This is a genomic window from Exiguobacterium sp. UBA5002, assembly GCF_002396765.1.
In the GTDB taxonomy this organism is placed as follows: domain Bacteria; phylum Bacillota; class Bacilli; order Exiguobacteriales; family Exiguobacteriaceae; genus Exiguobacterium_A.
Map to the genome: position 1 here is coordinate 20,469 of NZ_DGYQ01000048.1, position 13,622 is coordinate 34,090.

Genomic DNA, 13,622 nt, shown 5'->3' on the forward strand with positions numbered 1-13,622 from the left:
TCATTCTACCCACTGCGGCCGCTAGCACGGATTTCCTAGGAAATACCGAAAAGGAGGAATTCCAAGTGGGATTAACAGCAGGAATCGTTGGCTTACCAAACGTAGGAAAATCAACACTTTTTAACGCCATCACACAAGCAGGTGTAGAGGCAGCGAACTATCCGTTCGCAACGATCGACCCGAACGTCGGTGTCGTTGAAGTACCAGATGCACGTCTTCGGAAATTGACAGAACTCGTCAACCCGAAAAAGACGATCCCGACAGCATTCGAATTCACGGATATCGCCGGTATCGTAAAAGGTGCGTCTAAAGGGGAAGGGCTCGGAAATAAATTCCTCGCGAACATTCGTGAAGTAGATGCGATCTGTCAGGTCGTACGTTGTTTCGTAGATGAAAACATCACACACGTGGCCGGAAAAGTCTCACCGATCGATGATATCGAGACGATCAACCTCGAATTGATCCTCGCAGATCTTGAGCAGGTCGAAAAACGGATTCAGCGTGTTCAAAAACAAGTCAAGTCGCGCGATAAAAACGCAGCGGCTGAGCTTGAAGCACTTGAAATCGTGCAAGCGTTGCTCGAAGATGAGAAACCAGCACGTCTCGCTGAATTGAATGAAGATCAAGCAGCCATCGTCAAACACTTCCAATTGTTGACGATGAAACCGATGCTCTACGTCGCAAACGTCGGCGAAGATGAAGTCGCAGATGCAGACAGCAATGAGAACGTTCGTCTCGTCCGTGAGTTCGCAGCAAAAGAAGGCGCAGAAGTCATCGTCATCTGTGCTCGCATCGAAGAAGAGATTGCGGAGCTTGAGCCAGAAGAACGTCAAGAGTTCCTCGTCGATCTCGGAATCGAAGAGTCGGGTCTTGATCAATTGATCCATGCGGCGTACAGCACACTTGGTCTTGCGACATACTTCACAGCAGGTGAAAAAGAAGTACGCGCTTGGACGTTTAAAAAAGGCATGAAAGCCCCACAATGTGCGGGTGTCATCCACTCGGACTTCGAACGCGGGTTCATCCGTGCAGAAGTCGTTGCGTATGAAGATTTAGCAGCTGCAGGTAACATGGCGACAGTTAAGGAACAAGGTCGTTACCGTTCTGAAGGTAAGGAATATGTCTTCCAAGACGGCGATGTCGTCACATTCCGCTTCAACGTCTAATCGAAAACGAATCGTTATTGCATAAAGCAAAATACTTTGGTAGTATTAACGAATGTGAGTAATGAATTATTGCTCCTTGCTCGAACATTCGAGCCGCCAGTCCAAGAGGAGGTGACAGATATGCGTAAATACGAAGTACTTTACATCATCCGTCCGGAACTTGATGAGGAAGCACGCAAAGCAACAGTGGAGCGTTTCAACAAAGTCCTCACTGATAACGGTGGTACAGTTGATAAAACAACTGAAATGGGTAAACGTCGTTTCGCTTACGAAATCAATGATATGCGTGAAGGGTTCTACGTTCTTCTTAACGTTTCTGCTGAACCAGCAGCTACAAAAGAACTTGACCGTCTCATGAAGATCAGTGACGATATCGTTCGCTTAATGATCACAAAAGACGAGAAATAAGCTGAAACAGGAGAGTGATTCTGATGATTAACCGCGTCGTTTTAGTCGGTCGGTTAACTCGTGACCCGGAAATGCGTTATACGCAGAGCGGGATTGCGGTAACGCGATTCACACTCGCATGTGACCGTCCTTTCACAGGGCAAGATGGGAAGCGAGAAGCTGATTTCATCGATTGCGTCGTTTGGCGCAAGCAAGCAGAGAACGTTGCTCAGTATTTGAAGAAGGGTAGTCTTGCTGGTGTAGAGGGTCGCCTCCAGATTAGCAGCTACGACGATAAAGAAGGGCAACGCCGTTATCGTGCGGAAGTCGTCGCTGATAGCGTCCGCTTCCTCGAGTCACGTAACGCGAGCCGTTCTTCGGATGGTAGCGAAGGCTACGCTTCATCTACTGGTGGAAACGGGAATGCTGCAGGATGGGGTTCACAGCAACAGCAGAACAACTCTTCCTCGCCAGCACCCGCTTCATCGAATTCGGGCTTCGGCGCTGATCCGTTCAGCGGCGGTAGTTCGATCGACCTTTCAGACGACGATCTCCCGTTCTAAGGAAATCGTCCTGAAAAATCCAAGTTAAAAAGGAGGTTAATCACATGGCACGTCGTCCAGGTGGAAAACGTCGTCGTAAAGTATGTTACTTCACGTCGAACCACATCACTCATATCGATTATAAAGACGTAGAACTTCTCAAACGTTTCATTTCGGAACGCGGTAAGATTCTTCCACGTCGTGTGACTGGTACTTCAGCGAAATACCAACGTCCACTTACAATCGCAATCAAACGCGCACGTCAAATGGCTTTAATCCCATACGTGGCTGACTGATTTCGTAGCACCATCCTCATACGTGAGGATGGTGCTTTTTTTCGCTTCCCTTTCATCCCCTCCTGCTTTTCGGTTATAATAAACAAGTTACTAAAAATTTAAATGAACCCTATAGAGCATATAAGGAGGACACGATGGAGTCAGGTCAACAAGTATCACCGGAACGAGAACGACGCATCGTTCGCTTCATTCCGTATCTATTAATCGTCGGTCTGCTTCTCGTCGTCGCTGTACGTGAACCGATCATCTCTGCTATCGGAGCCGTCGTGACTGCCCTCCTCTTCGGATTGCACCTATTCGAAGAACGTCGTGCACGCAGGGCATGGGAGGCGTACGTCGCCGGAATCTCGATGCAAGTCGAGGAGACGGGACAAGATGCGTTGACGAACATGCCAATCGGGATTTTGTTATACGATGAGGATACCCTCGTCACCTGGTTCAATGATCCGATGCGGGACATATTTGATGATGTAGCGATGGGACAGACGCTCAATGAGCTCGATCCCTTATTCATCGAGATGGTCGCGACGAATGAGGACCAAGCGACGCTTGAAATCGGTGATGCCGTATATCGCGTCTTTTCAAATCATGAGAACCGGACGTTCTATCTGTTCGATATGACAGAAGAGGCACAAGTCGAACAACAACTCGTCGACAATCAGACGGTCATCGGCGTCATCTATCTCGATAACTACGATGAGATGACACAAGGTATCGAAGATCAGTTGCGCAGTGAGTTGAACAGTCGTGTCACTCAACTATTGAATCACTGGGCAGCCGAACACGGAACGTATATCAAGCGGACCGCGTCCGATCGATATTTCATCGTCACGACAGAAGAGAATCTCCGGATTCTCGAACGATCGAAGTTCACGATTCTCGATACCGTTCGCGAAGAGACGAGTCAGCGTGGTGTCCAGTTGACGTTATCGATCGGAATTGGTTGCGGAAGTGACCCGATTCCGACGCTTGGTCTGATGGCTCAGTCGAGTCTCGATCTCGCATTAGGACGGGGAGGCGATCAAGTCGTCATCAAACGCGACGGGAAAGTCCGCTTTTATGGCGGCAAGACGAACCCGACAGAAAAACGGACACGTGTCCGGGCACGGGTCATTGCCAACTCGCTTCGTGATTTAATGCAGGAATCAAGCCGTGTCCTGATCATGGGGCATAAGAATCCGGATATGGATGCACTCGGATCAGCGATCGGCATTTTGAAGCTTGCGGAAATGAACGATAAGGAAGCGCATATCGTTTTACCGCCAGAAGAAATCGGACGCGGGATTCGCCGGATGATGGACGAGATCGCTGAAGTACCACAACTCGAGACACGGTTCGTCAATGCGTTTCAAGCCGATCAGTTGATTGACGATCAGACGTTACTCGTCGTCGTCGATACCCACAAACCGTCGCTCGTCGTCGTACCGACGTTACTCGATCGATTCGAGCATATGGTCGTGATTGATCATCACCGGCGTGGGGAGGATTTCATCGAAGATGCGGTCCTCGTTTATCTCGAGCCTTACGCATCGTCGACGTCAGAGCTCGTCACCGAGTTAATCGAGTACCAGCCGACGAATCAAAAGCTATCGATGCTTGAAGCGACGGCGTTACTTGCCGGAATCATCGTCGATACGAAAGGCTTTGCCCTTCGGACCGGATCGCGGACGTTCGATGCTGCCTCTTACTTGCGTTCACAAGGTGCTGACACGGTGCTCGTGCAAGAGTTCCTCAGTCAGGATCTTGAGACGTACGTCGAGCAGTCACATATCCTCGAGCGGTCCGAGGTCTATACGAAAGGGATGGCGATTGCGACAGCGGAACCTGGCGTCATTTACGATCAAGTCTTGATCGCACAAGCGGCCGATCAATTGTTGTCGCTTCAAGGCATTCGTGCTGCCTTCGTCATCGCGGAACTTCAAGACGGACGGACAGCGATCAGTGCCCGTTCCCTTGGAGAAGTCAACGTCCAATTGATCATGGAGACGCTCGGAGGCGGCGGTCACTTGACGAACGCGGCGACACAGATGTCAGAATCGGTCATCACGGTCGCGGATGCGTTGCGTAAAGCGATCGATCAATATCTAGAAGATGAGACAAAAGGAGAGGAATCAGAATGAAGGTTATTTTCTTACAAGATGTAAAAGGACAAGGTAAAGCAGGAGACGTCAAAGACGTGGCCGATGCTTATGCAAATAACGTACTCTTCAAGAAAAAGTTGGCGCGTCCTGCGACGACTGGCAACTTGAAGCAACATGAAGCACATGAACGTAAAGCAGCAGAAGAAGCGAAACAGAACTTGCTTGACGCGCAAGCGTTAAAAGAGAAAATCGAAAAAGAGACGATCATCGTCTCGACGAAAGCCGGTGAAGGCGGTCGTGTCTTCGGTTCTGTCACAAGCAAACAGATCGCGGAAGCACTCAAGAGCATGGGTTACAAAATCGACAAACGTAAAATCGAGCTCGAGCACCCAATCAAGGCACTCGGCTTTACGAAGGTACCATTGAAGCTACACAACGAAGTGACAGCGACGCTGAACGTTCAGGTCAAAGAGGCGTGAGTAGAAAAGGGGATCGGTGATGAGTGAAGTCATGCAAAATATGCCTCCCCAAAGCATCGAGGCAGAACAAGCCGTCCTAGGGGCGATCATGATTGATGCGGATCGTTTGATCAGTGCATCGGAACGTCTGTTACCGCAGGACTTTTACCGTGCCTCTCACCAACGGATCTTCGAAGCGATGCTCGTGCTGTCCGACCGAGGCGAAGCGATCGACCTCGTCACGGTCACAGCCGAGCTGAGTACGCTTGGCATCCTAGATGAGATCGGTGGTCTACCGTATCTAGCGGAACTAGCGGAAGGTGTACCAACCGCAGCCAACATCAATTACTACGTCAACGTCGTTGACCAGAAGTCGACGCTTCGGCGTCTCATTCGGACGGCGGGTGAAATCGTCACTGACGGATACGAGCGGCAAAACGAGGTCGATGTCCTGCTGAATGAGGCAGAACGGAAGATTCTCGAAGTATCACAAGGAAAAGGGAGCGCGAGCTTCATCCCGATCTCGGACGTCTTGACTAGTGCCTATGCAACGATTGATAAATTGCATAAGCAAAGCGGCGAGACGACGGGGATTCCGACGGGTTTCCAGGATCTCGATAAGATGACGGCCGGCTTCCAGCGTAACGATCTAATCATCGTCGCAGCACGTCCATCGGTCGGGAAGACGGCGTTCGCCTTGAACATCTCGCAAAACGTCGCGACACGCGCTGACGAGAACGTCGCCATCTTTAGTCTTGAGATGGGTGCCGAACAGCTCGTCATGCGGATGCTCTGTGCCGAAGGAAACGTCGATGCGCAGCGTCTGCGGACTGGTCAACTCGAGGAAGAGGACTGGGGCAAGTTATCGCTTGCGATGAGTAACCTGTCTCAAGCCGGCATCTACATCGACGATACACCAGGGATTCGGGTTAACGATATCCGGGCGAAGTGCCGTCGTTTGAAGCAGGAGCACGGTCTTGGGATGATCATGATCGATTACTTGCAGCTGATTCAAGGGAATGGTCGCTCCAGCGACAACCGTCAACAAGAGGTTTCGGAAATTTCCCGTTCCTTGAAATCACTCGCGCGTGAACTCGAAGTCCCCGTCATCGCCTTATCGCAGCTCTCCCGTGGGGTTGAGAGCCGTCAAGATAAGCGACCGATGATGTCGGATATCCGGGAATCGGGAGCAATCGAGCAAGATGCCGATATCGTCGCCTTCTTGTATCGTGACGATTACTACAATAAAGAAACGGAAGATGCGAATACGATTGAGATCATCATCGCAAAACAGCGGAATGGTCCAACCGGTACCGTCAAGCTCGCCTTCCGAAAAGAATTCAACAAGTTCGTGGATCTCGAGCCAAGCAACTCGTACGCGCCACCAGCTTAATCCAAGCTACGTTTTGTCTTCGATCAATCGGAGATAAAACGTAGCTTTTTTTATTTTCACCTAAAGATTCTCAGTTTGTTCACCAAAAACGATAATTAAACGAACGAAAGAGAATTGTAACAATTAATTGTTCGGTATTTGGTTGACTTCTCTTTTTTATCGCGTTACACTTAGTCGTGGTTTTGAATCGTACGTGGAGGTGGATGATAAGATGTCATCAGTAGTAGTAGTCGGAACACAGTGGGGCGACGAAGGAAAAGGGAAAATCACCGATTTTCTTTCGAAACAAGCCGACGTCGTAGCACGTTATCAAGGTGGAGACAATGCAGGACATACGATCGTATTCAATAACGAGACGTACAAATTGCACTTGATCCCATCAGGTATTTTTTACTCGGATAAGAAATGTGTCATCGGGAACGGTCTCGTCGTCAACCCGAAATCACTCGTCAAGGAATTGAAGTATCTGCACGATCGTGGTGTCTCAACGGATAACTTGTTAATTTCGAATCGGGCGCATGTCATCTTGCCGTATCATCAGTTGCAGGATCAGTTAGAAGAAGAAGCGAAGGGCGACGCAAAAGTCGGAACGACGCTAAAAGGAATCGGACCGTGCTACATGGATAAAGCCGCACGAATCGGAATCCGGATGGCAGACTTACTCGACAAAGAAACGTTCGCTGAGAAGTTGAAGATCGTTCTCGACCAAAAGAACCGGATGTTCACGAAGATGTATGACGCTGAACCAATCGCGTTCGACGATATCTTCGAAGAGTACTATGCGTATGGACAAGAGTTCGCGAAATACGTCTGCGATACATCCGTCGTCGTCAACGATAGCCTCGATCACGGCGAAAAAGTGTTGTTCGAAGGCGCACAAGGTGTCTTACTCGACCTTGACCACGGAACGTACCCGTTCGTTACATCATCGAACGCATCTGCCGGTGGTGTCGCATCGGGTGTCGGTGTCGGTCCAGCTCGGATTGATCACGTCGTCGGTGTCTGTAAAGCGTACACGTCACGTGTCGGTGACGGTCCGTTCCCAACGGAATTGTTCGATGACATCGGTCACCAAATCCGTGAAGTCGGTCGTGAATACGGGACGACGACAGGACGTCCGCGTCGTGTTGGTTGGTTCGACTCTGTCGTCGTTCGCCACTCGCGCCGTACAAGTGGGTTGACGGATCTTGCGCTCAACTCAATCGACGTTTTGACAGGACTCGACACGTTGAAGATCTGTACATCGTACGAATTCAACGGAAAACAGATCGATGAGTACCCAGCAAGCTTCCGTGATCTCGAAGCATGTGTTCCAGTTTACGAAGAACTTCCAGGCTGGAAAGAGGACATCACAGGTGTCCGTCGCTTTGAGGATCTACCGTTGAACGCACAGAACTACGTTAAGCGGATTGCGGATCTCACAGGTATCTCGCTCGTCACGTTCTCGGTCGGACCGGGTCGTGAACAGACAGTCGTCTTGCGTGATCTCTACGAAGAAGCATAAGTCTCAAAAGCCTCTTGCATCCTGCAAGAGGCTGTTTTTTGTGCGAAATGGTTCACAAACGGAAGCAAAAACAGGTATACTAAATACAGTGTTTCACGTGGAACCTCTCTCGTGAGACGACGAACAGCAGAGAGAGTGGCGCCGGGAGTTTCCGTCGCCACCTTTCTATATGCCGAAAAAACAGGTAAAATAGATTGAATAGAAATTTTTAAGGGGGCACACCCAGTGACGGAACGCAAAATTCTAGTCGTCGATGACGAGTTGCCGATTGCAGATATACTCAAGTTTAAATTAGAAAAAGAAGGCTACCAGGTCGCGATCGCAAATGACGGCGTGGAGGCATTAGAGAAATTCGAGGAGTTCAAACCGGATTTGATGTTACTCGACATCATGCTCCCGTTAATGGACGGGATGGAGGTCTGCCGGGAAGTCCGGAAGACGTCGAAGATTCCGATCATCATGTTGACAGCGAAGGATTCCGAGATCGATACGGTACTTGGTCTTGAGCTTGGCGCGAACGATTACGTGACGAAGCCATTCAGCTCGCGCGAGTTACTTGCCCGCGTGAAAGTCCACTTACGCAACACGAGTCCGGAAGCTACACCACAACCGGTTGGACCAGGTCCACTCAAAGTCGGAGAACTGTATATCGATACGAATTCGCATACGGTGACACGTAAGGATCAAAAGATCGAGCTGACGCAGCGTGAGTTCGAATTGTTGCACTACCTCGCGAAAAACATCGGTCAAGTCATGACACGTGAGCATTTGTTACAGACGGTCTGGGGCTATGACTACTTCGGTGACGTCCGGACAGTCGACGTAACGGTGCGTCGTCTCCGTGAGAAAGTCGAAGATAACCCAAGTACGCCAGTTTACATCATGACGCGTCGTGGTGTCGGCTATTATCTCCAAGACGGGGAGAATGAATAACGATGTTAAAAGGAACGAACTTCTTTAAATCCATCCAATGGAAACTCGTCGTCATCTATGCCTTATTGATCTTAGTGGCGATGCAGGTCATTGGCGTCTATTTCGTTCGTTCCCTTGAAAAGCAGTACATTACGAACTTCTCGAAGTCGGTCGAGGACCGGGCAGGTCTTGTCGCCTATAACGTCGGGAAGGAATTCGATAAAACAGGCGATGATGAAGCCTCCAAACGGCAGTTGTCCCAATCACTAGGGCAACTGCTGTCTGAGTTTAGTAATGGCTCCACCTCAAGGAACGACATCCTCGAAGTCCAGATCATCGACCAGGACTCAATCATCCAGGCAACGTCGGATAACGAGAACCAATCAGCAGTCGGACAACGGGCGACGAATTCATTGATTAAAAAAGCACAGGCAACGAGCTCGACCCGGACGGACACCGTGCTTGATCCGGAATCAGAGGATAAGATCCGAATCTTTGCCGTACCGGTCACTTCGGAACGAGATGGTGTCACGACCGGTATGATTTATGTCCGCGCCTCGATGGAGTCGATCTATTCGCAGATGCAACAGGTCACGCGGATTCTTGCGACCGGAACGGTCATCGCTCTCGTCATCACGTCGATTCTTGGTGTCTTGCTGTCGCGGACGATCACGCGCCCGATTTCCGATATGCGGCGTCAAGCGATCGAGATGCGACGCGGGAACTTCTCGCGGAAGGTTAAGGTCTATTCGGACGATGAGATCGGTCAGCTCGCTCGTTCGTTCAACGAATTGACGGATGAGCTACTCGAAGCGAACGCGACGACGGAAGCTGAACGGCGGAAGTTGACGAGTGTCCTAGAGAATATGACCGATGGCGTCATCGCGACGGACCGGACGCTGCGCGTCATCTTGATGAACGATCAAGCGAAGGATATCGTCGGTGCGGATGATGCGAGCGTCGTCGGCACGAACTTGAAGGACTTACTGGCACTTGGTGATGATTTCATGATTCCGGAAGACGGTACGATGCCACCGCGTCTACTTGATTTCAGTAGTGAGGATGAACTGTTCCTCGTCCGGGCATTCTTCTCGCCCGTCAAGAAACACAGTGGTCCAATAACCGGGATGATCGTCGTCCTGCATGACGTCACGGAACAGGAGCAAGTCGAACAGGATCGTCGCGAATTCGTCGCGAACGTCAGTCACGAGCTCCGGACACCGCTGACGACGATGCGCAGCTATCTTGAAGCCTTGGCAGAAGGCGCGTATCAGGACGAGGAACTCGCACCGCGTTTCCTTGAGACGACACAAAATGAGACGGAGCGGATGATCCGCCTCGTCACCGATCTCTTACAACTGTCGAAGATGGACAGTAAGGAATACAAAATGAACAAGGTCCGCTTCGATTACATTCAGTTCCTGAATGAGATTCTCGATCGACATGACATGACGAAGCCGGAACGGATTCGTTTCCGTCGTAAGATCATGAAGCGGAAAGTCTATATCCGTGGTGATCAGGATAAATTGATTCAGGTCGCAGATAACATCCTGACGAATGCAATCAAGTACTCACCGGAAGGCGGAACGATCACCGTCCGGACGATGCTCCGGGCAAAACGGATCGTCATCAGCATCAAGGATGAAGGTGTCGGAATCCCGAAAGCGAATCTCCAAAAAATCTTCGAACGCTTCTATCGTGTCGATAAAGCCCGCGCCCGTAAAATCGGCGGCACCGGTCTTGGTCTGTCGATCGCAAAAGACGTCGTTTCGGCACATGGTGGCGACATCTGGGCAGAAAGTGAATGGGGACGCGGCACGACGATTTACTTCACGCTTCCGTATGAGGTGATCGAAGAGGTGGATGCCGGATGAAGAAACAACACTGGAGTTCGCTGTTACTCGTCCTGCTCGTCGCCGGTTCGATCGCTCAGACAGCGATGCTCTGGACCTATCATCCAAGCAGTGAATCAATCGAGCGGGAACAGGTCTCGTTCAACGAGATCGATGCCTCAAAGACGATTGAAAGCAACCAACTGATCAACCCGGAACTACTCGTCTATTCGGATCAGGAAGGGATCTATCAGACACAAATCATCGGTCGGACCTTCCTTAACCGAATCGGTGCGTCGTTTAACATCGGTGTCCTCGTCTTGACGGATAAAGCGAACAACATCCCGGTCGGTGACCGGAGTGTCGAGATGATCTTCCCGACACCGATCAGTGCGACGATTCTTGAAGAGTTACTCGGAGAAAAACAGATCGCCTTCTCGGAACCGATCAAACGACTCTATTTACTCGATTATGATGGACCAATCCTCCGTCTCGAGTCGGCGACCGGTCGCCTGAAGGACTTCAAGCTCGTCGGCGATGAGACGGTTCTGAAGCGACTGTTCGCGCATGATAAGAAAAAACCGATGACACGCGTCGAACTCAAAGGTGGCGATTATACGTATGTCGCGAGCGGTACGACGCGACTAGAGCAAGTCTTCGTCTATGACGAGGTCGGGCAATCGCCGAAACCACTCGACCGCATTCGGAGTGCCTTTTTTGCCGAGAACTCGAACGTCCAGCAAATCAAGAGTCGGGATGATCTCGACGTCTTAACGGACGGCGTCAGCGTTTCGACGTATGACCGAAACTATAATGTGTATCGTTTCAATACATTATCGCCGAATACGCAAAGCTCGACGGTCGATTACAGCACGCTCGTCAGCTATGTCAACATTCATGGGGGCTGGCTCGATCAAGATACCCAACGCAGTGGTTTCCGGTATTACTTTGATCAGATGAGTAAAAAGAGTGAGGAACAGACGGCGACGTTCCGGTTGTACTTGAACCGGTATCCGGTATTTGGGGAGAGTGGTCCGCTACTCGAACAGACGAAGTTCGATCTTGCGACACTGAAGATCATGTATGAGGAAAATCAAGTCCGGTCGCTCAGTCGTAGCATGCTCCGAGCGAAGCGGAAGCTCATCCTTCGGGAAGAAACGGTGCCAGCTGTTGAAACGGTTCTCGAACGTCTGAGTCGTGCTGACCTCTTAAAAGAGATCAGTGGAATCCGGATTGGATATGAGATGACGTATAAGATTTCAACGAGCCGCTATGCCGTCTTTGAGCCGACGTGGTTCATCAAAATCGATGGCGTCTGGCAATCGATCAATCAAGCTGTCGGGAATGAGGGGTGAGGATGAATGGACTGGAGTAAAGCGAAGACCTTATTGATGCTGACCTTTTTGATCCTGAACGTCTACCTCGCCATTCAATTGATGGACCGGATGGTCGAGCCGCGGATCGTCGCGACGAGTGCGACCGGTAAATCGATCTTGAAGGATCGTCAAATCGATGAGAAAAAGCTACAACCGGTTACGCGAGACATCGGCTATTTAACAGCCGAAGTCGATGCGCGGACGCTAGCGCCACTCGCGAGTTCACCGATTCGTGACGCGGTCGCCTCCGTCAAGAACGATGTCGAGTGGTCGGTCCGGTTGACGAAACCGTATCGACTCGATGCGAAGACGATGCGGGATTCTGCTTCATCGTTCGTTCAAGCATCCGTTCGATATGGTGCCGAATATACATTTTGGAAGTATGATAGTAAGTATCAGGAGATGACATTCGTTCAGACGTATAAGGGACAACCACTCTATTCGACACCACAGCAGTCACGTGAGGACGATGCGATGATTGGACCGTCCCTGCTCGTCTTGCAGCTCAACGATGCGAAGGAAATCGTCAGCTACAAACAACGCCACTTGAACAAGGTCGTCCGGCAAGCACAGGACGTGACGTTGTTATCAGCAAGTGAAGCGATCGTCCAGTTGTCGGAGCAAGGTTTATTCCCGGCATCAAAACGGTTGACGAGTCACAAGCTCGGTTATTTCTGTCTCGTCACGGAAGGAACGGAATCCGTTCAAATCCTGCCGCCGACGTGGCAAATCGAGCTCGATAATGAAGAAGTCTACTTCGTCAATGCGATTGACGGCGGCGTCCAGACCGTCGAACGATTGGATACAGTCTCAGAGAAATGAGGAATGCACGATGAGCCTACACTACAGCGTCATGGCCAGTGGCTCGACGGGGAACGCCCTCTATATCGAAAGTGAACAGACCCGCTTGCTCGTCGACGCGGGACTGACCGGTAAGGCGATGCTCGCCTTATTCGACCAGATCGACCGGTCGCCGCATGGCATCGATGGTCTGTTCGTCACCCATGAACACTCCGACCATATCAAAGGCGTCGGCATCATGGCACGGAAGTACAATATCCCGCTTTATGCGAATGAAAAGACATGGGCAGCGATGGAAGCGAAGATCGGTAAGATTGATCCGGCGCTGAAGTTCCTCTGGGAAGTCGGAGAGGTCAAGCAGTTCGGTGACATCGAAGTCGAATCGTTCAACGTCAGTCACGATGCAGCCGATCCGATGTTTTTCCAGTTCGCCCATGAAGGAAAACGGTTGGCGCACATCACGGATACCGGATACGTCTCGGACCGGATGAAAGGTGTCATTCGGGGCGCTGATGCTTATATCTTCGAAGCGAACCATGATATCGGCATGCTCCAGATGGGACATTACCCGTGGAGCGTCAAACGACGGATCCTCGGGGATTACGGACACGTCTCGAACGAGGATGCCGCAATCGCGATGAGCGAGGTCCTTGATGATCGAACAAAACGGATCCATATGGCCCATTTGAGCAAGGACAACAACATGAAGGAACTCGCCCGGATGAGTGTCTCCCAGACGCTCGCGAGCCGTGACGTCGATCTGAGTAAGATTCAGCTTCTCGACACGGATCCGGTCATTCCGACGCCGCTCCTAAAGCTTTGATTATGGGAAATTACTGAATATGCTCAAAAGACCCCCACATTTGGTTCACTT

13 protein-coding genes are annotated in these 13,622 nt (G+C 50.7%); all 13 read left to right on the forward strand.

Annotation, left to right across the window (positions count from 1 at the left end; all coding sequences use genetic code 11):
• The first annotated feature begins 65 nt into the window (after positions 1-65).
• The 13 genes from ychF (at position 66) to B4C70_RS14465 (ending at position 13,571) form a co-directional block, all read left to right on the forward strand.
• Positions 66-1,166: a redox-regulated ATPase YchF gene (ychF, locus tag B4C70_RS14405; RefSeq protein ID WP_214856537.1), complete on the forward strand. Its 1,101-nt coding sequence runs from the start codon at positions 66-68 to the stop codon at positions 1,164-1,166.
• A 120-nt stretch (positions 1,167-1,286) separates the two neighbouring features.
• Entirely contained in the window at positions 1,287-1,574 is a 288-nt protein-coding gene (gene rpsF, locus B4C70_RS14410; RefSeq protein WP_023469851.1) for a 30S ribosomal protein S6, read from the forward strand.
• Between the two features lie 23 nt (positions 1,575-1,597).
• Entirely contained in the window at positions 1,598-2,116 is a 519-nt protein-coding gene (gene ssb / locus B4C70_RS14415) for a single-stranded DNA-binding protein (RefSeq protein ID WP_023469850.1), read from the forward strand.
• 44 nt (positions 2,117-2,160) lie between these two features.
• Positions 2,161-2,391, forward strand: coding sequence for a 30S ribosomal protein S18 (rpsR, locus tag B4C70_RS14420; RefSeq protein ID WP_023469849.1), 231 nt, complete (start codon positions 2,161-2,163; stop codon positions 2,389-2,391).
• A 134-nt stretch (positions 2,392-2,525) separates the two neighbouring features.
• Positions 2,526-4,511: a DHH family phosphoesterase gene (locus tag B4C70_RS14425; RefSeq protein ID WP_290780560.1), complete on the forward strand. Its 1,986-nt coding sequence runs from the start codon at positions 2,526-2,528 to the stop codon at positions 4,509-4,511.
• On the forward strand, positions 4,508-4,951 hold the full coding sequence (gene rplI / locus B4C70_RS14430; RefSeq protein WP_055969789.1) for a 50S ribosomal protein L9: 444 nt from the start codon (positions 4,508-4,510) through the stop codon (positions 4,949-4,951). The genes B4C70_RS14425 and rplI overlap by 4 nt, the downstream gene beginning before the upstream one ends.
• Before the next feature lie 19 nt (positions 4,952-4,970).
• Complete coding sequence (gene dnaB, locus B4C70_RS14435; protein ID WP_023469846.1) at positions 4,971-6,323, forward strand: replicative DNA helicase; 1,353 nt, start codon at positions 4,971-4,973, stop codon at positions 6,321-6,323.
• Between the two features lie 211 nt (positions 6,324-6,534).
• On the forward strand, positions 6,535-7,827 hold the full coding sequence (locus B4C70_RS14440) for an adenylosuccinate synthase (protein WP_023469845.1): 1,293 nt from the start codon (positions 6,535-6,537) through the stop codon (positions 7,825-7,827).
• A gap of 225 nt (positions 7,828-8,052) precedes the next feature.
• Complete coding sequence (yycF, locus tag B4C70_RS14445; protein WP_023469844.1) at positions 8,053-8,760, forward strand: response regulator YycF; 708 nt, start codon at positions 8,053-8,055, stop codon at positions 8,758-8,760.
• A gap of 2 nt (positions 8,761-8,762) precedes the next feature.
• Positions 8,763-10,613 (forward strand): cell wall metabolism sensor histidine kinase WalK, encoded by a 1,851-nt coding sequence (gene walK / locus B4C70_RS14450; RefSeq protein WP_055969786.1) that lies wholly within the window; start codon positions 8,763-8,765, stop codon positions 10,611-10,613.
• Positions 10,610-11,926, forward strand: coding sequence for a two-component system activity regulator YycH (yycH, locus tag B4C70_RS14455; RefSeq protein ID WP_023469842.1), 1,317 nt, complete (start codon positions 10,610-10,612; stop codon positions 11,924-11,926). The genes walK and yycH overlap by 4 nt, the downstream gene beginning before the upstream one ends.
• Positions 11,927-11,932: 6 nt before the next feature.
• Positions 11,933-12,769 (forward strand): two-component system regulatory protein YycI, encoded by an 837-nt coding sequence (locus B4C70_RS14460; RefSeq protein WP_023469841.1) that lies wholly within the window; start codon positions 11,933-11,935, stop codon positions 12,767-12,769.
• Between the two features lie 10 nt (positions 12,770-12,779).
• Positions 12,780-13,571 (forward strand): MBL fold metallo-hydrolase, encoded by a 792-nt coding sequence (locus B4C70_RS14465; protein ID WP_023469840.1) that lies wholly within the window; start codon positions 12,780-12,782, stop codon positions 13,569-13,571.
• Positions 13,572-13,622: the final 51 nt, after the last annotated feature.